This window comes from Methylocaldum sp. GT1TLB, assembly GCF_051027445.1.
Taxonomy (GTDB): domain Bacteria; phylum Pseudomonadota; class Gammaproteobacteria; order Methylococcales; family Methylococcaceae; genus Methylocaldum.
On the sequence record NZ_CP194898.1, the window covers coordinates 2110167 to 2130160 of the forward strand.

The window sequence follows — 19994 nt, forward strand, 5'->3', positions numbered from 1 at the left end:
TAAGACTTAGGTAAACCGTCTGGTATTAGAACACAAATACCCGAGGGGCTCAACGCGCGGAGTTCTTGAATCAGAAGGAAAAACGGGGGCCGAGACTCTAATTTTGGTTACAGGACTGTTTCAAAATTCAGCACAAAAAAAAGGGCCTTAGCAAAGCTTCGGCCCTGACAACATCCCAGAGGATTAAGAGGTCTTAAACGCAATGTCGCTAACCCGGAGAATGCTATAACAAGTTCCAAAGAGGAGATGGAGGTAAATCAACTTAGCGTTCTCGCGTGGTCAAAATACTAGCCTCAACCGGACGGTACGATTTTGACTTAAATCAACAAACGCCCGCTTTTCTGTCGTTTCGACAAAAGCTTCGAAACAGTGGCGTAACCGCTCGGTTACTAGCCACTCGACCGATCTCTTAATACAATACCATCGGGAGTTGGCCAGACAGTCGCTGCCCACGTCGTCGACGCGGGGAGAGGAAAGTCCGGGCTCCACAGGGCAAGGCGCCAGGTAATGCCTGGGAGGCGCAAGCCTACGGAAAGTGCCACAGAAAATATACCGCCACGGTCCTCCGGGACCGCGGTAAGGGTGAAATGGTGCGGTAAGAGCGCACCGCGCTTCCGGTAACGGAAGTGGCAGGGCAAACCCCGCCCGGAGCAAGACCAAATAGGGGGGCATTGGAGGCAACTCCTGACGTGCGGCCCGCACGGCTCCCGGGTAGGTCGCTCGAGGCGCGCGGTGACGCGCGCCCTAGATGAATGACTGTCCACGACTGAACCCGGCTTATCGGCCGACTCCCCATGAATCATCGGCGTCGTTTCACGCCATATTCCCGAGCGCCTATTCCGAGATTCGGGATAGGTGCTCCTCTCAATCTATCCAGTCAAGCTAACGAACAGCGAAGGCAGGCGCTCCGGCAATCGTTGCACGTGATCCACGACGGTGTAGCGGTTGGGACCGAAGATTCTGGACACGTACTCGTCTGCCTCGGGATCGAGCGTAAGACAGTAGCTCATGACTCCGACGGTAGCCAGTTCTTCCACCGCCTTTTTGGTATCGAACCGAAGGTACTGCGGATCGCGCTCGTCGATGTCCGCGGGTTCCCCATCGGAAACCAAAAGCAGCAGTTTTTTCTGCTGCGGCTGACGCAGCAGAAACTTTCCGGCGTGGCGCAGCGCCGCCCCCATCCGGGTCGAAAGCCCTCCCTGCATGCCCGCCAATCTCGCCTTTGCCTGATCGTCGAAGGGCTGATCGAAATCCTTGAAACGGTAATACTGCACGTCGTGCCGCCCGTCCGAAGCAAACCCGTGGATGGCGAAGGGATCGCCAATACCGTCGATAGCCCAGGCCAGCAGGGTCGTCGCCTCACGTGCAAGCTGAATCACGGCGCGATCCGATCCCGGCAGGATCTCGTTAGTCGACTCCGATAGATCGAGCAGTACCAGTACCGCCAGATCCCGCGTCTTGCGGATATAGCGGATATTGATGCGCGGGTCCGGCATCTCACCCATGCGGATGTCGATCATGGCGCGAATGGCGGCGTTGAGATCGATCTCGTCGCCGTCCTCCTGCCGCCGCTGGCGGACCAAACCCCGCGGCTGCAAGGCATCGATGATGTGCTTGAGGCGGCTGGCGACGGGCTTGTACTCCACCAGGATCTGCTCGATCAGTTCCTGCTCCCCCCTGGGCTGCCGTTTTTCCAAAACGGTCGCCCAATTGGGGCGGTGCAACTGTACCTGGTAGTCCCACTCGGGGTAATGATAAGGATCGCTGACCGGCTCCTTGCCTTCCAGTTCATTGATGGTGCAGCCTTCCTGATCCAAATGGAACGGCGTCTCCAGGGTCCAGACCTCCTGGGCATCGTCCCCCGCCAGTTCGCAGTCCACCTCGTTGACCATCTCCATGACCGAAACCTTCCTGCGGACCTGGCGCTCGCTGGCCGGTGCGTATTCCGCCTGTTCCCAGAGCTGCTCGGCGAACGCCCAGATGAACCGGTTGTCGTCGCGGTACGGGATAGCTATGCCCTCCAGGATGCGCAACGGCGGGAGCACCAGTCGGTCCTTGACCTTGTTATATAGCGTTACACCCAGATCCCAGCTGATTTGGTTGTCATCAGGACGAGCCGCAAAGACTTCCCGGAAGGCCGCTACCGTCTCCCGAATCAGGCTATCCTCGGTTTCGAGTTCCGCATCGAGCAGCGCATGGGCCAAGCGCTCCAAGAAAGACAGAGCGGGATCGCGGCTTTCCCGACCTTCGGCATCCGCCTCATGCAACGGAAGCCAGAGCTGCCGGAGCCCTGGAAACTGCCGGATGGCCAGATGCTCGACACGGGCATCCTCGATCAGACCGATCATGAACATCTGCACCGGATTCAACGCTTCCGCCGAGATCGGCTTCTTGGTGTAGGCGAGATGCGCGGCGGCGTGGGCGCAGGCAGCACGGTACAGCTCCTTGCCGGAAATGCCGCCGTAATCGTCGAAAGCATCGGGCAGGTAGATGACCGGAAACTCGATGAAAGGCTTGAGTCCTTCGCGCGTTTCATAATCGCCGGCCGTCGGGCGCAAATGGAAATCGCGGCCCCACAACGCGCGCAGATAGAAGTTCAGCTTGCGCTGGGTATCGACGAACAGCGTGCCGCGGCGTTCCTTCTGGAGCACCGCGAGGCTGTCCGCCGTTTCGAGACCGAAATATTTGGCCAGGTTTTCGAAATCGCGCCCGTGCGCCTGTGCGCCCCAGAGCGCCCAGCGGCGCAGCCCGCCCAGCGTCAACTTATCGAATAGCTGGTCGAGGTGCTGAAGCATCGGGCGCAATCCGCGTGGTGCTTTCGCCGAAAGCTGATGGACCAGGGCCAGATACTGGCGCAGCAAGTCGGCATCGCCCAGCCGGCTGGCCGCCGTGGGCAGGCTGTCGAACAGCGCGGCGATCACGCCCCCGCTGACCATGGAGGCCAGCTTCATCACCGAGGTCACCACGTCGGGAATGATTTCGTCGCCCACTTCCTTGGCGACCAGGGGCATTTCCTGGATATAGGACACCACCAGTTCGGACCCGCGTCCCAGTTCCGAAAGCACGCGGGCACCCTCGATATAATTGCGCAAGCCGCCCGGCGACATCACCCGCCCCGCTTCGTGGAAGCTGGCCTCTAGGGTGTCCTTGATATGCGGCTCGACCCGCTCCAGGTATTCGCGGTAGTCTTCCAGGTTGATGCTCATGGCTCGCCTCGTCTTGCCCCGCAGCGGCTTAGTCCTTTTTTAGAAAAACGTAGCAACCGCTGCGTCCAGAGTATCCCGCATGTCCGGATCATCGGTCAGGGGGCGAACCAAGGTCATCTGACATGCCGCCCTCGGTTCGACGCCCTTCGCGATCAGCTGCCCCGCATACACTAGAAGACGCGTCGAAATTCCCTCGTCCAAACCATGGCCCTTGAGATTGCGGGCTCGATGAGCAATCTGCACCAGCTTCTCTGCGGTTTTCGGGTCGACGCCGGTTTCGTGGGAAATCACTTCGGTTTCCACTTCGGTCTTCGGGTAATTGAAATCCAGGGCGCCGAAGCGTTGCTTGGTGGATTGCTTCAAGTCCTTCAAAAGGTTTTGATAGCCGGGATTGTAGGAAATGACCAACTGGAAATCGGGATGCGCATGCACCAACTCGCCTTTCTTGTCGAGCGGCATGGTCCGGCGATGATCGGTCAAAGGGTGTATGACCACCGTCGTGTCCTGGCGCGCTTCGACCACCTCGTCCAGGTAACAAATCGCACCGATCCTGGCCGCCGTGGTCAATGGCCCGTCCTGCCAGCGCGTGCCGGTGGCGTCGAGCAGGAAACGTCCAATCAGGTCGGAGGCCGTCATGTCCTCGTTGCAGGCGACGGTAATCAACGGCCGCTTCAGCTTCCAAGCCATGAACTCGATGAAACGGGTCTTGCCGCAACCGGTCGGGCCTTTCAGCATGACCGGCATCCGCGCGGCATAGGCGGCCTCGAATAACTCGATCTCGTTAGAGACCGGCCGGTAATAGGGTTGTTCTTCGATAAAATACTGTTCGGAGATGGTCATCGCTCAATCCTCTTCACGGATTTCCACGTTTTATCGACTCGATTAACGTTTTGATAATTTCGTCCGCACGGTTTATCGGCAGAGAAAAATGGCCCTCGCCCGGAAATGTAAAAACCTGAGCGTGGGGAAGTCGTTCGGCGAGCGCCAGCGTGTGGGATAACGGCACGGTAACATCCGCTTCGCCGTGCCAGAACGTAGTCGGCATTCGGATCTGCGCGAGGTCAATCCCCCAGTCGTGAGCATACAAAATCATGTCCTGTACTGCTCCCTCCCCGCCCGAACGCAAGGCCTCCCGCACCGAGGCGCAGAGGGCCGCTTTAATCTCCGGGCGCGTCAAGGTCGACCGGTCGGAAGCCGGACTGCCTAAAGCCAGTAGAGACAGCGCCACTTCGGGGCTTCGGAAAATCAGGCGTCCGAGGAACTCTCCGTAAATCAAACGCAGCATCCGGGGTGCGCTACGGGCCGCGCCGAATCCGAACCGTGCCGGCCAATGCATAGCCTGCGTCGCTTCCGGATCTTCCAATAGCCCGAGACCGCAGATGATCCCGACCGCCTGTACCCGGTCCGGCAGCTGCGCGGCGAGGGCCAGCCCGTAAGGTCCCCCGCCGGACGTGCCCAGCACTGAGAACCGTTCGATGCCGAGATAATCAGCCAATTGAGCGACGTCGTCAGCCCAACTCCCGATAGTGCGCGCCGGCTTCAAATCCGACAGTCCGTAGCCGGGACGATCGGGGGCGATAATGCGTGCCCGCTGACGTTCGGCCGCCTGCGCAATGAGGACGCTCTCCAGCCGGGAGGCGGGGAACCCGTGGCAGTAGACGACCGGCATTCCGCCGGGATCACCGACCTCGGCGAAGCCGAGCCTGCGCCCGTCTTTGAGCGTAACGCTCCGATCAAGTCGCTTGCTTAAGTCCATACCTTTTTGAATCGCCATCTCGAAAAAAAGCCCCGGCCTGCATTCACAGAACGGGGCTTTCGAACCTAAGCCTGGCTGCGCCTAGGCTTTGATCGGCCCCCGGTAAATCACCATGGCAGCGCCTTGCGACTGCTTGAAGTTGTCGTAGCCGACCAACCGCACATGGTTGTTCGGATGCGCCTTATGACAGGCCTCCGCTTCCGCCAGAATACGGTCCACATCGGTTTCGCCGAACATCGGCAACTTCCACATATACCAGTAGTGGTCGAAGGCGTTCTCCGGTTCGGTATGCTCGATGGCCGGATTCCAGCCCTTGCTGACGATGTATTCCACCTGTTTTCGGATATTGGCGGCGTCCATCGGCGGCAAATAGGAGAAAGTTTCGAATTTTCGGCTCGAAACATCGGTCAGGCTGGATTTGTAATCTTGCATTTCACTCATGATTGTTCCAATCCTCGTTCATTGATCGCTTGAGCAATCCCCTCCCGTTTCAGAGGGGACTGCTTTCTAGCGACGTTCGGTTCTTCAACGGTATCGCTTCAAATCAGTCGGACTGTCCGGGCGATTACTTGTGCGCCACGTCGAGTTTGTCAACCGTATCGAACTCGAACTTGATTTCCTTCCAGGTTTCCAATGCAGCCTTGAGCTCGGGGCTGTCCTTGGCCGCAGATGTCAGAATCTCCTTGCCTTCTTTCTCGAGCTGACGGCCCTGGTTGCGGGCTTCGACGCAAGCTTCCAGAGCAACGCGGTTGGCTGCGGCGCCCGCCGCGTTGCCCCACGGATGGCCGAGAGTACCGCCGCCGAACTGGAACACGGCGTCATCGCCGAAAATCGACAACAGCGCCGGCATGTGCCAGACATGGATACCGCCCGAAGCGACGGCGAACGCTCCCGGCATGGCGCCCCAATCCTGATCGAAGAAGATGCCTCTAGAGCGATCCTCCTTGATGTAGCGCTCGCGAAGCAGATCGATCCAGCCCAAGGTGGACGCCCGATCGCCTTCCAGCTTGCCGACGACGGTGCCGGTGTGCAGGTGATCGCCGCCCGATAGTCTCAGAATCTTGGTCAACACACGGAAATGGATGCCATGATTCGGGTTGCGGTCGATCACGGCGTGCATGGCACGGTGGATATGCAGGAGAACGCCGTTGTCGCGGCACCAGTTGGCAAGACCCGTATTGGCGCAGAACCCTCCGGTAATGTAGTCGTGCATGATGATGGGCGCACCGATTTCCTTGGCGTATTCCGCACGCTTGTACATTTCTTCCGGGGTCGGCGCGGTCACGTTCAGGTAATGGCCCTTGCGTTCCCCCGTTTCGCGCTCCGCCTTATGGATGGCTTCCATGACGAAATCGAAGCGTTGCTTCCAGCGCATGAACGGCTGGCTGTTTACGTTCTCGTCATCCTTGGTGAAGTCCAGGCCGCCGCGCAGGCACTCGTAAACCGCGCGTCCGTAGTTCTTCGCGGACAGCCCCAGTTTCGGCTTGATGGTGCAGCCCAAGAGCGGACGGCCGTACTTATTCATGATGTCGCGCTCGACCTGAATGCCGTGGGGCGGACCGCCGCAGGTCATCACATAAGCAATCGGGAAGCGCACGTCTTCCAGGCGCAATCCGCGGACGGCCTTGAAGCCGAACACGTTGCCGACCAGAGAAGTGAAAACGTTTACCACCGACCCTTCCTCGAACAGATCGATCGGATAAGCGATGAAGGCATAGAACTGCTCGTCGCTGCCCGGAACGTCTTCGATGCGGTAGGCGCGGCCTTTGTAATAGTCGAGATCGGTCAGAAGGTCGGTCCAAACCGTAGTCCAGGTGCCGGTGGACGATTCTGCGGCGACTGCCGCTGCCGCTTCCTCGCGAGGCACGCCAGGCTGAGGCGTAATTTTGAATACGGCCAAGATATCGGTATCCGCCGGGGTGTAATCCGGCATCCAGTAGGTCTCGCGGTATTCTTTTACGCCCGCGCTATAGGTCTTTACAGCCATACTTTCCTCCTACCACATCTGTGGATTGTTCTCAGGAATGTTTTTCTGGTCCTACTTGGACCGCAAATCGTATTGTCCTTTCACAGCGAGAAACTATAAGCCGTTCCGTTCATAAAAAAAATTCAGTTGTTATGATTACTGTAATAAGACTTACTTATACTAAATGACCAACGTTTGGAGCCCTGACACAAAGGAATGCCCAGGGTCGCCGGATAGAATAAGCCAAGAACTTTCGGCGCTCCAAGGAAGATTTGCCCGATTCGGACGCGAATCGGCTGTTGTCTCAAACGGCGCGCACCGCCCAATCGCTTCGCCTTCGTTCCGTCGCCTCCTCCCTCGGAATACAACTTCAACCGTCGAAACCGGCTTCCCGCTCTCTCAAATGCTTCGAAGGCATCCGTCGCAAACGTGAGGCGGAACGTAAAACCTTGCTCACAATCGGGAACTCTGGCGATTCAAGTGCGTCAACACCGTTACGGGCTCACGCTCGTAACCGGGATCAGGGATAGTCCGGATAGACCCGGTTTGTATCCGCCGACCGAATTGGCCAAACTGGATTTTCAAGGAGAGAATCATGAGACTCGCACCGCTTTATTTGGGAGCGGCATTGGCCGTGACGGGCCAATCCCAGGCAGCATCCTATTTCCTGGACCAAACGAACATCGACCAAGCCCCCTTTACCGACGGAACGAATTACTTGACGGTGAATGTGGGCACATCGGGGAACGATGTTACCTTTGACGTCGATGCACTGAATGATCCGGGCCAGCCATTTGCGGACAAGGAATTATCCAATTTCGGCATCCAATCGTTCGGGTTCAATCTGGCAAACGGAACCAGCTTGGAATCGGACAATATCACCGGTTTACCCGCCGGCTGGAACGTCGATTTCAACCGGACACTAAACGGATTCGGCAGATTCGACGTAGTCGTGTCGGGCACCGGGAGTAACCGCCAGGAGCCGCTCAGCTTTAGCATCACCGACATCAACGGCGATACGCCCGACTCTTACCACGCCCCCTCTACCGGAACTGCGGACCAAGGAAACGCTTGGTACGCCGCCCACGTGACGGACTTTTCAGGCCCCGAACCGGCCATGAACGGCAACCAGAACGGCGAGATCACGAGCGGCTATTTCGGCGGCGGCGACGGCCCGGGAGTAGCGCCGTCGCCCGTTCCGGTTCCCGGCGCGGTCTGGCTGTTCGGCTCGGCCATCGCCGGGCTGGGCCTGATCTCAAGACGTTCCCGCAAAATCTAAAGACTCGGGCTCGCATTCCGAGGTCCGTGTTTCAAGAGGATGCTAGCCAAGCGGCTGAAATAAGCCCATTTAAGTACATTCCGCAAATATTTGCGGAATCTCGACTGATTGGCTTGATTGGCGGGGTTGTCCTGCAGGTTGCCTATGCCGCAAGACTTCCCTGAATGTACTTAATGCCGCCTGCCCGAAATTTAGCGGAGTGCCGATTTCTTTTCATTTCCAGGCAGGCGGCCTCGCCCATCAACAGCAAGGCTCGGGCTCGACTCACCCGTTTGCCTGTGCGCATTCTTGCAGCTGATTTGACGTCCGATAGCTATTTCGCTATCGGAAAGCATGAAAGACCCGGATCAGAGCAGTTCGAACGTGAAGCCGCCCACGTCGTTAGTGGGTTTGGCCAATAGCAAGCGAATTTCAAACGGTTTGCCGACAGGCATCAGCGAGGTTTTTTCCCCTTCGGGAAGATATTCCGCAGGCGTGAATATCCGCTCCGCCACCGGGCTTCCGTTGAGTTCGGTGAGAACCAGCTTCAGATTGGGGAGCATTTGCGGCAAGTTGGACTGATTCGCAAAGACGAGTTGGAATTCCAATGCGTCATCGCGGGTCGAGTCCGGCCGCAAGGCGCGATCGAAAATCTGGATGCGGCGCACGTCTTTATAGGGCGGCAAAGAACAGTCGATCGTCTTGCAGGCCATGTCCAGCCAGGGACGCAGTCGTGCGCTCTGTACTATTCTGTCTCCTTCGAAAATGACCAGTTGAGCAATCAGGAGACCCAGCAGCCCGAACACGCCCAGCCCCCACAAAGCACCCGGCGTTACCGAGGACGGACCGGACTTTCCTTTGCCATGGCCTGCCCGAGCTTCCCCGTCAAACGCCTTGCTTTTGTGCTCGGTCCCCGATTGCTCGCCACCCGACTCCTCGGACAGCTCCCGCTCGAATTTTCGGAGGAGGACCGCTTCTCGATCTCCCAAAACCGGAGGTCTGGCTTGAGGCGTGTCCTCCGGAACCGCATCCTTCACGGCTTGCCCCAAGGATACTAAGACGTTGAAAACGATATGGCAGCGGTCGCAAAGCGCTTCTCCGCGTCCAGCCCGTAATTGGCCGACGCTGATGCGGTATGCGGTCTTACACTCGGGACAGCGGGTAAACACGATTCAACCTCGAAGCTTGGCGCCGGTAAGCAATGCCCATTCCTCGCAAACCACGGGGGGAGAGAAATCGAACTGCGACGCGTAGGCCGCGCGGACGTTTTCGACCTGCGTCGCCAAAATACCGGACAATGCCAAACTCCCGCCGGGCCGGACTTTTTCGCTGATTTCCGCCGCCAGTTCGATCAAAGGCGTAGCCAAAATGTTGGCGACCAGCACATCAGCGCGGACAGCGGCAAGCTCGCGCGGATACCCGAGGGCCAACCTGTCCTCCACGCCATTCTTGCGCGCGTTTTCGTCCGAGGCGGTGAGCGCCTGGGGATCGATATCCACGCCATAGGCTTTCGCCGCACCCAGCTTCAATGCAGCCACAGCCAGAACTCCCGATCCGCAGCCGTAATCGATCACGGTCTTGCCTGCGAGATCCTGGCCGTCCAGCCATTCGAGGCAAAGCGCTGTCGTGGGATGAGTGCCGGTTCCGAAAGCCAAGCCGGGGTCGAGCACTACGTTGACGGCCACGGGTTCCGGCGGCTCGAAGCCGGTCGGGCAAATCCAGAGCCTCTGGCCGAAGCGCATCGGCTGAAAATGATCCAGCCACGCTCTCTCCCATACACGGTCTTCCAAATCCTCGAGCTGATATTGAAGTACTCGCTCGCCGAATTGGTTCGCGACCGAGTTCCGTATGCGATTGGTATTGGCGTCGGCATCGAATAACCCGATCACTTTAGTCTGCCGCCAAACCGGCGTCTCCCCCGGCCTGGGTTCGAACAGAGGCTGGTCGCCGGCATCTTCGAAGCTGACGGAAACGGCGCCGAGATTCGACAAAAGATCGGAAACCGGCTCCGCCAAAGACTCATCGACCGTAATCGCCAGCTGACGCCACATCAGTGTTTCAATCCGAGCTTCTGCTCCAAATAATGGATATTCTGCCCGCCGGCATTAAAAGCCGCATCGTTGATGATATCGAGCAACAAAGGAATATTGCACTTGATACCGCCGATGACCATTTCCTGAAGCGCCATGCGGGCACGCGCGATAGCCCCGCTCCGGGTCTCGCCGTGGGCGATGAGCTTGCCGATCATCGAGTCGTAATAAGGCGGTACCCGATAGCCGTTATAGATATGCGTTTCGACCCGGATTCCAGGACCTCCGGGCATATGGAACTGCTCGATCACGCCGGGGCTCGGGATAAAACTTTGCGGATCCTCGGCGTTGATCCGGCACTCAATGGCATGGCCCCGCATCTGAACATCCTCCTGCCTGATCGCCAATACCTCGCCGGCGGCAATGCGAAGCTGCTCCTTGACGATATCGAAGCCCGTCACCATTTCCGTCACCGGATGTTCCACCTGTACCCGGGTATTCATCTCGATGAAATAAAACTGGCCGTCCTGGTAAAGAAACTCGAAGGTTCCGGCGCCCAGATAGCCGATTTCCTGACAGGCTCTGACGCAACGCTCACCGATTTGGCGACGCTGCTCCTCGGTAATGCCGGGCGCCGGCGCCTCTTCGACGACTTTCTGATGCCGACGCTGAGTGGAGCAATCGCGCTCGCCCAGATGAACCACATTCCCGTGTCCGTCGGCAATCACTTGGACCTCGATATGCCGCGGATTTTCCAGGAACTTCTCCATATAGACCATGTCGTTGCCGAATGCCGCCGCGGCCTCCCCTCGAGTCAGCGTGATGGCGCTCGGAAGATTCGCCTCGCTGTGGACGACCCGCATGCCGCGTCCTCCACCGCCGCCCGCCGCCTTGATGATGACCGGAAAACCGATTCGGCGGGCGACTTTCAGGTTTTCGTCGTGATTTTCGCTCAAAGGGCCATCCGAGCCGGGCAAACACGGAATACCGGCCTTTTTCATGGCCTCGATGGCAGACACCTTGTCCCCCATGAGCCGGATGGTCTCCGGACGAGGGCCGATGAAAATGAAACCGCTTTGGATCACTTTTTCCGCGAAGTCGGCGTTCTCCGACAAAAACCCGTAACCGGGATGGATAGCCACCGAATCGGTGACTTCGGCGGAGCTGATGATAGCCGGAATGTTGAGATAGCTTTCCTTCGACGGCGCAGGACCGATGCACACGGACTCGTCGGCGAGCCGCACGTGCTTTAGGTCGCGATCGGCCTCGGAATGCACGGCCACGGCTTTGATACCGAGTTCGCGGCAAGCACGAAGAATGCGCAGGGCGATCTCGCCCCTGTTGGCGATGAGAACTTTACCGAGCATGAACTGACACCTGGTGGATGGGCCGAATTAGAAGCAACAGCGATAAGCCGTTACTCGATGACGAACAAGGGCTGGTTGTATTCCACCGGTTGGGCGTTTTCCACCAGCACCTTTGCGATCACACCGGCTTTGTCCGCCTCGATCTGATTCAGAATCTTCATCGCCTCGATGATGCAGAGCGTATCGCCCATTTCCACGCGCTGGCCGACCTCGACGAAAGCCTTCGCTCCTGGCGAGGGCGAACGGTAAAAGGTTCCCACCATGGGCGATCGGACGATGTGCCCGGTCAGTTTATCCGCCGTCGCCTCGGCCGACTGAGGCGCTGCGGTCGGCTGTGGCGCAACGGCCGGCGCAGCAGCCTGCAATACCTGCACCGGTTGCGGCGCCGTACTGCTGTACCGACTGATGCGTACCGATTCCTCCCCTTCGCGAATCTCGATTTCGGCAATGCCCGACTCTTCGATCATTTCGATGAGCTTTTTTATTTTTCTAATATCCATGTCTTAGCCTGTTTTTAGGATGTGTATGGCGGCAGTCAAGGCGAGCTCATAACCGAGCGCGCCGAATCCGCAAATAACGCCTTTGGCGATATCGGACAAATATGAGTGTTTGCGGAAAGGCTCCCGCGCGTGAACGTTGGATAAATGGACTTCAATGAAAGGAATGCGGGTTGCAAGAAACGCATCTCGAAGCGCGATACTGGTATGCGTGTAAGCTCCCGGATTGATGAGTATGAAGTCGATGGATTCCCTGAACGCCTGGTGGATACGGTCTATAAGCTCGTGCTCGGCATTGCTCTGGAAAAAATCCAGATGGCAACCCAGCGCTTGCGCCTTGGAGTCCAGTGCAGACTCGATGTCGCCAAGCGTTTGACTGCCGTATAACCCCGGCTCGCGAAACCCAAGCAAATTGAGATTCGGGCCGTTGAGCACAAGGATGTTTGCCATATTACGAGAGCAGCCCCGTTTCCGATTACCGCAGAAGCCGAAAAACCGCGGCTATTTTGCCGAAATGCGCAAAATCTGTCCACAAATGAAGGATTTCGCTTACATTCGACGCAGTTAGCGCGTTTTGGCGGAAAGGTCAATGAAGCAGCGCTTCGAGAACCTTCATGAGCTGCTCTCTCGAGAATGGCCCCGTATGGGCGTCCACCTGCTGGCCGGCACGGTCGAAAACGGCGGAGAACGGCAAGACGTTAAGCCGGTTTCCGAGACTCTCCGCCCAGGCGGCGGCACGTTCGTCACCCAGCCATATCGGATAGTTGACCGGCGTCTCTCTTAAGAAGTCCTGCACGGCTTCCGATTCGTCTATGGCAATGCCGACGAACTGGACGCCCTTGTCGCCCAATTCCGTCTGCAATCGGACGAACTCCGGCATCTCCTCCCGGCAGGGGGCGCACCAGGTCGCCCAGAAGTTGAGTACGACGATCTTGCCTTTCAATTCGGCGATATCGTGCGGATTGCCATCGAGATCCCTGAGCGTCACAGGCTCCGGAGGCGCCCCATTCCTCGGGGCTGTCGACTCTCCGCTCAGCCAGCTTTGGGCGAGAATGCCGAGAAGAAGCGCGGCCAATGCGAGCAATCCGTAGAGAAACTTTGTCGATTTCACTGCAACGCCCTTTGCAAATGTCCCAAAAATTCATCCGCATTCATATAGCCGACCACGCGGAACGATTTCCGCTCCTCCCGATCAGGTCCGAAGAACAGCGTCGCCGGCGGACCGATGAGACCAAAGCGTTGCAAGAGCGCCTGATCGTCCGCGGAATTTTGCGTGACATCGGCCTGCAGCAATACCACGTTGCTGAGCGCATTCTGTACTTTGGGATCGGCGAAGGTATAGCGCTCCATTTCCTTACAGGAGATGCACCAATCGGCATAGAAATCCAGCATGACCCACTTTCCGGCGACCTCGGCCGCCGCCACCTGCTGATTCAGGTCGTCAATGGTCCTGACCTTTCGGAACGCGATCGACTGCGGCGACGCCTTGGCCGTCGCCGCAGAGATCCCGCGCAACGGCTGTAGCGGGTCGGTGCTGTCCGAAGCGACGCCGATCAACAGCAGCACCCCGTACGTAAGCATGACGATGCCCACGCCCTTCCACAGTCTGCGCCATCCGGAGGCCGGATGAGGCAAGGCATCCAGGGCGCCGAGGTAAATGGCCGGAATGATCAGCAGCAGCGCCCAAAGGAACATGGATACGGCGGCGGGCAAAATACGTTCGAGCAGCCAAACCGCGATCGCCAAAAGACCCACGCCGAAAGCGGCCTTCACCGCGTTCATCCAGGTCCCGGCCTTGGGCAGCAACTTGCCTGCCGATGCGCCAATGGCCAGCAAGGGGATACCCATACCCAAGCCCAGCGCGAACAAAGCCAGCCCGCCAAGCACCGCATCGCCGGTCTGGCCGATATAGATTAGCGCGCCGGCCAGGGGCGCCGCCACGCACGGCCCGACGATCAAGGCGGAAAGTGCGCCCATGATCGCCGCTCCAGTCAGAGTGCCGCCGCGTTGCTGATTGCTGATGGAAACCACGCGGGATTGGATGAATTCGGGCATTTGCAGCGTATAAACGCCGAACATCGACAAGGCCAGCAGCACGAACAAAGCGCTGAATGCCACGATGACTTCGGGCTTTTGAAACAGAATCTGAAGATTGCTGCCGAACAGCCCGGCCAAAACGCCGAAGACGGTATAAGCAAACGCCGAAGCCAATACGTAGCTGAGGGACAACATGAAAGCCCGGCCGGTCGTGATCGTGTGGCCATTCCCGACGATGATGCCCGACAGAATCGGGATCATCGGAAAAATACAGGGCGTGAACGCCAGCAGCAGCCCGAACCCGAGAAAACTGAGAACCGTCGCCCAGGGGGAATCGCTTTGCAGCGCGAAGGCGATTCGGTCCTGCTCCGATACCGGCTCGGCAGGATTTGCTACCGACGCGATTTTTCCGGTACCACCGGCCGGCAAATCCAGGCTCGCGGTTTTCTGCATCGGCGGGTAGCACACACCCTTCTCCGCGCAGCCCTGATAATTCGCCTGCAACTGAATATTGACCGGCTTGCCATCGGCACGCGACAGCGGAACGGCAAAACCGACTTCCCGATGGAATACCTCCACCGCCCCGAACTCTTCGTCGTGCTTGGGTTCGCCGTGCGGAATCTCATAGCTCCCGAGCTTTACCCCGCTCTCGCCGAGCAAGGCCAGCTTGAATTTTTCCCGGTAAAGATAATACCCGTCGGCAATCTGCCAGCTCACCCACAGCGTACCAGCATCCTTGACCTCGGCGAAGAAACGGAACGCCTCATCCGGGGGCAGCAAATCGACGGGCTGGGTTTTCACGCCCAGCGATTTGAAGGCTTCGGCCAATTTTCCGAGCGAATCGGTCTTGGCACCGCCTGCGCCAGTCGGAGGCCACGCCACGTTCACCGTCCGCTTGTACGGCGGATAGCATACTCCGGCATCGGCGCAGCCCTGCGAGGTTACGTCGAGAGCCAGTGCATCGGCGGTGCCGCCGCTCCGCATCAACGGAAGACGGATATCGACGTGCCCGCGATAAATCTCCATCTCGCCGAAAAATTCGTCGTGTTTGGTTTCTCCCTTCGGAAAAACCGGCTCGCCCAAATCGACGCCCGAAGTCTTGGACGCGAACTTGAATTTTTGCCGGTACAGATAATAGCCGTCCGCGATGTCGAATCCGACCAAGGCCTCATCGCCCTCGATCTTTGCCGATGCCCGGAAAGCCTGTTCGGGTGGCAGAAGCTCTTCGCTGCTGATGGCCCAAACCGTACCTGTCCAGGCCGGCAAAAAGATAAACAACAACCCAAAAACCCACTCGCGGAACCAAAGGTATATGCACACGTTTGCAAAGCCGTCATTCCGGCATGGATTGCCGGAATCCAGAACACAGGGATGTGAAAGGCCTTTGCCATCCTTGGCGCCTGGACCCCGGCACTCCAATCGCAAACGGTCATCCGGGGAGCGCCCGGATGACCCTTCCCTGCCGGGGTGACGATCTGTGTAGATACCTTTGTCGGGGAACTGCGGCATAACAAAATCACTCAGTAGGAAGAAGGTCGGGGATGCGGACTCTGTCCGGAAGCAATCCGTCCGGACGGTCCATCAATTTTCGGGGGGCAGCCATCTGCTGATCCAATCGAGGTACGCGGTCGAACCATGCAGTATGGAGACCGCAATGAATTCGGGAAGTTCGTACGGGTGTTTCTCGCGCACAAAGACTTCCAATGCTTCCAAAGAAGCCGTTTCGGTCTTCATCAGGAGGAGATGCTCCTGAGCCGTTTCTATCTTGCCTTCCCAAGGATAAACGGATGTCAGTCCGGGAACGATGTTGGCGCAGGCGACCAGGCGTTCGGCGACCGCCGCCCTAGCCAACGTCTCCGCGGTGTTCGCATCCGGACAAGTGCACAAAACTAGACAGTATTGGGTAGACATGGCAAAAAGCACTGGATTAATCGGAATTCTAAACGTATGAGGGCTTAATGAACATCGGTCAATGGTTATTGCTCGCGCTGTTGAGCTTGCCGGTCTTGGAGATTTATTTACTGATCAAACTCGTCGGTTCGCTGGGTTTTTTCCCCACTTTATTCCTGTTGCTGGGTGCTGCGGCGCTAGGCAGCTTTTTATTGAGAATACAGGGTTGGACCACCTGGTTCCGGGTTCAGCAAGCCTTGGCGCGTGGCGAATTGCCGGCCCGCGAGATGATCGAAGGCGGCTTGATAGCCGCCGGGGGTTTGCTGTTGCTGATACCCGGCTTCATCAGCGATATGCTGGCATTGTTCTGCCTGCTGCCGGCCACCCGGAAACGAATCGCGCAACGTATTCTCGAAAGCGGCATTTCCCACCCTCCCGGAAAGACGACACGCGAAACCCGGCACACGATAGAAGGCGAATTTAAGCGTGAAGACTGACTCATAACGCCTTTCGCGGTTTCCCGCCAACTATTATCCGAGCCGTGCTTTGAACGCGCTTCATCGAGAGGCGTAGTTTTTGCAAACATTCATCTTTGCCGAAAACGAGAAACGCCATCATAACCGCGGCTCCTTGTTTCAAGGCTCCTCATTCGCCCGAAAACGATACATTGATGAAACACTCTTGTAACGTCATCATTAAAATCCGCTAATATAATTCACCCCTACTGAGCTCCGCGGGTAACGGGCTGAAATTTCCCAGCAGGTACTATTGGATGGCGATGATAACCCGGAAATTCCGCGTCGACGGCATGCACTGCCAGGGATGCGAAACGACGATCGAGCAAGCGGTGGCCCAACTTTCCGGGGTCCAAGATATCAAGGCCGATTTTGCGGCCGGGACCGCCACCGTCAGCTTCGACCCCGCTCGAACCGATCCCCGAAAAATCATCGAAGCCATCGATAGCCAGGGTTATCAATGCTCACCGGCGCCGGCCGGCGGTTCTTCGCGGCTCCGCGCCTTCGGACGATTGCTGGTCGCCCTGCTCTCACTAACCGTTATTGCCGCACTCCTGATCCAAGGCGATCAGCTCGCCGAGCGCATGCACCTGCCAGAGTTCGATCGTAGCATGAGCTATGGCCTCTTGTTTCTGATCGGCTTCGTCACCGGTTTTCACTGCGTGGGAATGTGCGGCGGTTTCGTTGTCGGCTATACCGCGAGCGCCGCCGCGACCGGCAAACGTTCCTTGGTGCTCTCCCATATCTTTTACGGCATCGGCAAGACCCTTTCGTATACCCTGATCGGCGGCCTATTCGGGCTGCTCGGTTCGTTCATAGCCTTTACCCCGGAAATCCGTGGCATCGCCGCGATCGCGGCCGGCATTTTCCTGATCGTGTTCGGCCTCAACATGCTGGATTGGTTCAAGAGCCTCCGGCGCGTTCACATTCGCATACCGACATTCTTGAACCGCTTCGTATACGGCAGGACGCAAAAAAGCAAAAGTCCATTCCTGATCGGCCTGCTGAACGGTCTGATGATCGCCTGCGGTCCGCTCCAGGCCATGTACATCATGGCCGCCGGCACCGGCAGCTTTATCGAAGGCTCCAAGCTCCTTTTCGTCTTCGGGCTGGGCACATTGCCGATATTGTTCGGCTTCGGGGTGCTGACCAGCCTGATTTCCGCCCAGGCGACCCGAGGACTCTTGAAAGCATCCGCCTTTCTGGTGATGGCCCTCGGACTCATCATGCTGAATCGAGGCCTGATCATGAGCGGCTCCGGCTACGACTTTCGGACCTTGGCGACCTTGGCCGCAACCCGCCTGGAAAATTTGACCAAGAAAGAGGACTCCACGGCTCCCGCCGGCGATTACCAGGTGATCCGCATGGAGGTCAATAAGCGGGGTTTTAAACCGGACACGTTCGTACTGAAAAAAGGCGTTCCCGTGAAGTGGATCATCGAGGGAAAGGAACTGAACTACTGCAACCACCGGATCATTGTCCCGTCTCTGGGGCTCGAATTCGACGTGGTAAAAGGCGAGCAAATCATCGAGTTCACGCCGCAACAGGCCGGCGTGATTCCCTGGAGTTGCTGGATGGGCATGATTCCCGGCAGCTTCATCGTGCAAGAAGACGCCGCCGGCCCAGAACAGGGGAAGAGCGACGAACAACCCGGCCGTCGCCCGCCCGAATGAGCGAAGTTGTCGAGCGGTCGACGTATCGCCGAAAACTGTGGGATTTACACTACCGAAGCGGGATTTCCCACACTTCCGCCGCAATCAACGCACATGAACATCGGAAAACTCCGATCAAAAAAAGGTCTCAAATTCAGGCATACCTGTTGCATGGCGGTCACACTCTTCTCTTCGCCCCCCCGCCAGCGGCAGAACATAGTTTGAGGAAAGACGCGCCGCAGACCGAAACACAAGACAATTCACAAGAACAATGACCAGGAAATCGAGCGTTTTTTTATCGGCGATCGCAGCGCAATCGGCCATCCTCGGTTTGTTGCTCCTGCACGCCGCAATCTCCACTCGGACGCATCCACCGGAATTGACTGAAAAACGGGCTTTGGTAAAGGCACTCCATCTCACCGATCTATGCCTGTTTACCGAGGCCCGCTACACGCGTCATCTCTCGCAAGCGGACTTGAGCACACCCTTTCAGGACCATCCCATATCCCTGGAGCATTTCCCTTCCGGCTCCTTCCTGGGCGCACCGGAAAACATTCGGAAAATCAATGAAGAGTTGGATTGAGAAGCAGAAATACATCATCGATTTCACCCTGTCGTCGCTGCTGCGGCGCAAGGTGAAGAACATTGGCCTCTTGATCCTGTACGCCTTGATCGTGTTCATCCTGGCCTCGGTGATGTTCTTTACCCACGCGATCAAGAAAGAGGCATCCCTCGTCCTTCGAGAGTCGCCGGAAATGATCGTGCAAAAAGTCGTGGCGGGACGCCACGACCTCATGCCGCTGCGCTATCGGGACGAAATTCTGAAAATCCGGGGCGTGCAGGCAGTCGAGGGGCGGCTCTGGGGCTATTATTTCGACCCTGTTTTCGGAGCCAACTACACCTTGCTGGTGCCGCCCGCCACGACAGCGACGGAACAAGCCGAGACCGAGCCGATGCGCACGGTCGTGACCGAAAACGAGCACCGCCACGGCCCTGAAGAGCAAGCCATGCCTCTCGTCGGCGCCGAAACGATCGGCGCGGGAAACATCGTCATCGGCAACGGCATCGCCCGGGTGCGGAATGCCGGCAAGGGCGAATTCATACTGTTCCGCACCCATGCCGGCGAAGGAATGCCCTTGAGAATCAAGGACACGCTTTCCTCCGCGTCGGAACTTGTCTCCTCCGATCTGATCCTGATGACCGAGCCCGACTTCCGCAGATTTTTCGGCATCCCCGAGAACTATGTGACCGATCTGGCGGTCTCGGTCAGAAATCCCGAGGAGCTTTCCACGATCGCCGCCAAGATCACCCGGCTGTTTCCCGATTCCCGCCCGATCATACGGGACGAGATCCTCCGCACCTACGACTCGATCTTCAACTGGCGCGGCGGCATGATGATCGTGATCCTGTCCGCGGCGGTCCTGGCATTCGTCATCTTCGCCTGGGACAAGGCCTCCGGGCTCAGCGCCGGGGAACGGCGTGAAATCGGCATACTCAAGGCCATCGGCTGGGAAACCTCGGACATCATCCGCATGAAATTCTGGGAAGGCGCGGTGATTTCGCTGACCGCGTTTCTCGCCGGCGTGATCCTCGCTTACATCCACGTATTCTTCACCCATTCCCTGGTGTTCGAACCGGCTTTGAAAGGCTGGTCGACCCTGTATCCGCAGTTCAAGCTGATGCCTTTCGTAAGCGCCGAGCAATTGACCACCCTCTTCTTCCTCACGGTGGTGCCCTACACGGTATCCACCATCGTTCCGGCCTGGCGGGCGGCGACCATCGATCCGGACGCCGCCATGCGCCATACGGGAGAGTGATTC

The 19994-nt window shown here is 58.0% G+C and carries 18 protein-coding genes and 1 other RNA gene; 6 read left to right on the forward strand and 13 right to left on the reverse strand.

The annotated features are described in order from the left end of the window. The first annotated feature begins 426 nt into the window (after window positions 1–426). Window positions 427–796: RNase P RNA component class A (gene rnpB, locus ACR2R1_RS09030), an RNA gene on the forward strand. Between the two features lie 73 nt (window positions 797–869). On the opposite strand, the gene ACR2R1_RS09035 is transcribed toward rnpB, so the two are convergent. From ACR2R1_RS09035 to ACR2R1_RS09055, 5 genes are all read right to left on the reverse strand, one after another. Then, entirely contained in the window at window positions 870–3206 is a 2337-nt protein-coding gene (locus tag ACR2R1_RS09035; RefSeq protein ID WP_434113708.1) for a nitric oxide reductase activation protein NorD, read from the reverse strand. A gap of 39 nt (window positions 3207–3245) precedes the next feature. After that, window positions 3246–4046: a CbbQ/NirQ/NorQ/GpvN family protein gene (locus tag ACR2R1_RS09040; protein WP_077728796.1), complete on the reverse strand. Its 801-nt coding sequence runs from the start codon at window positions 4044–4046 to the stop codon at window positions 3246–3248. 13 nt (window positions 4047–4059) lie between these two features. Further along, entirely contained in the window at window positions 4060–4962 is a 903-nt protein-coding gene (locus ACR2R1_RS09045; protein WP_077728795.1) for an alpha/beta fold hydrolase, read from the reverse strand. A gap of 81 nt (window positions 4963–5043) precedes the next feature. Continuing rightward, window positions 5044–5403, reverse strand: coding sequence for a ribulose bisphosphate carboxylase small subunit (locus tag ACR2R1_RS09050; protein WP_077728794.1), 360 nt, complete (start codon window positions 5401–5403; stop codon window positions 5044–5046). A gap of 124 nt (window positions 5404–5527) precedes the next feature. Next, window positions 5528–6949 (reverse strand): form I ribulose bisphosphate carboxylase large subunit, encoded by a 1422-nt coding sequence (locus tag ACR2R1_RS09055; protein WP_077728793.1) that lies wholly within the window; start codon window positions 6947–6949, stop codon window positions 5528–5530. A gap of 574 nt (window positions 6950–7523) precedes the next feature. Here ACR2R1_RS09055 and ACR2R1_RS09060 point away from each other — a divergent pair. Continuing rightward, the gene (locus tag ACR2R1_RS09060) at window positions 7524–8207 is read left to right on the forward strand and encodes a VPLPA-CTERM sorting domain-containing protein (RefSeq protein WP_077728792.1); all 684 of its coding nucleotides are present in this window, start codon (window positions 7524–7526) and stop codon (window positions 8205–8207) included. Window positions 8208–8554: 347 nt separating this feature from the next. On the opposite strand, the gene ACR2R1_RS09065 is transcribed toward ACR2R1_RS09060, so the two are convergent. From ACR2R1_RS09065 to cutA, 8 genes are all read right to left on the reverse strand, one after another. After that, the gene (locus ACR2R1_RS09065) at window positions 8555–9355 is read right to left on the reverse strand and encodes a zinc-ribbon and DUF3426 domain-containing protein (protein ID WP_077728791.1); all 801 of its coding nucleotides are present in this window, start codon (window positions 9353–9355) and stop codon (window positions 8555–8557) included. Between the two features lie 3 nt (window positions 9356–9358). After that, window positions 9359–10237, reverse strand: coding sequence for a 50S ribosomal protein L11 methyltransferase (prmA, locus tag ACR2R1_RS09070; protein WP_434113712.1), 879 nt, complete (start codon window positions 10235–10237; stop codon window positions 9359–9361). Beyond that, window positions 10237–11583 (reverse strand): acetyl-CoA carboxylase biotin carboxylase subunit, encoded by a 1347-nt coding sequence (gene accC, locus ACR2R1_RS09075; RefSeq protein ID WP_077728789.1) that lies wholly within the window; start codon window positions 11581–11583, stop codon window positions 10237–10239. Before accC ends, prmA begins: the two co-directional genes overlap by 1 nt. A 50-nt stretch (window positions 11584–11633) precedes the next feature. Continuing rightward, window positions 11634–12083 carry an acetyl-CoA carboxylase biotin carboxyl carrier protein gene (accB, locus tag ACR2R1_RS09080; RefSeq protein ID WP_434113715.1) on the reverse strand — a complete coding sequence of 150 codons (450 nt, stop codon included), beginning with the start codon at window positions 12081–12083 and terminating at the stop codon, window positions 11634–11636. A 3-nt stretch (window positions 12084–12086) separates the two neighbouring features. Then, window positions 12087–12530, reverse strand: coding sequence for a type II 3-dehydroquinate dehydratase (gene aroQ, locus ACR2R1_RS09085; protein ID WP_077728787.1), 444 nt, complete (start codon window positions 12528–12530; stop codon window positions 12087–12089). 136 nt (window positions 12531–12666) lie between these two features. After that, on the reverse strand, window positions 12667–13191 hold the full coding sequence (locus ACR2R1_RS09090; protein ID WP_156880356.1) for a TlpA family protein disulfide reductase: 525 nt from the start codon (window positions 13189–13191) through the stop codon (window positions 12667–12669). Then, window positions 13188–15398 (reverse strand): protein-disulfide reductase DsbD, encoded by a 2211-nt coding sequence (locus ACR2R1_RS09095; RefSeq protein ID WP_240502402.1) that lies wholly within the window; start codon window positions 15396–15398, stop codon window positions 13188–13190. The genes ACR2R1_RS09090 and ACR2R1_RS09095 overlap by 4 nt, the downstream gene beginning before the upstream one ends. Window positions 15399–15698: 300 nt before the next feature. Further along, complete coding sequence (cutA, locus tag ACR2R1_RS09100; RefSeq protein WP_434113720.1) at window positions 15699–16028, reverse strand: divalent-cation tolerance protein CutA; 330 nt, start codon at window positions 16026–16028, stop codon at window positions 15699–15701. 47 nt (window positions 16029–16075) lie between these two features. On the opposite strand from cutA, the gene ACR2R1_RS09105 reads away from it, so the two are divergent. The 4 genes from ACR2R1_RS09105 (at window position 16076) to ACR2R1_RS09120 (ending at window position 19991) form a co-directional block, all read left to right on the forward strand. After that, window positions 16076–16504 carry an FxsA family protein gene (locus ACR2R1_RS09105; RefSeq protein ID WP_077728784.1) on the forward strand — a complete coding sequence of 143 codons (429 nt, stop codon included), beginning with the start codon at window positions 16076–16078 and terminating at the stop codon, window positions 16502–16504. Between the two features lie 275 nt (window positions 16505–16779). Then, window positions 16780–18195: an urease accessory protein UreH domain-containing protein gene (locus ACR2R1_RS09110; RefSeq protein WP_434113723.1), complete on the forward strand. Its 1416-nt coding sequence runs from the start codon at window positions 16780–16782 to the stop codon at window positions 18193–18195. A gap of 250 nt (window positions 18196–18445) precedes the next feature. Continuing rightward, complete coding sequence (locus tag ACR2R1_RS09115) at window positions 18446–18757, forward strand: hypothetical protein (protein WP_077728782.1); 312 nt, start codon at window positions 18446–18448, stop codon at window positions 18755–18757. Then, window positions 18741–19991 (forward strand): ABC transporter permease, encoded by a 1251-nt coding sequence (locus tag ACR2R1_RS09120; protein WP_077728781.1) that lies wholly within the window; start codon window positions 18741–18743, stop codon window positions 19989–19991. Before ACR2R1_RS09115 ends, ACR2R1_RS09120 begins: the two co-directional genes overlap by 17 nt. The last annotated feature ends 3 nt before the right edge of the window (window positions 19992–19994 follow it).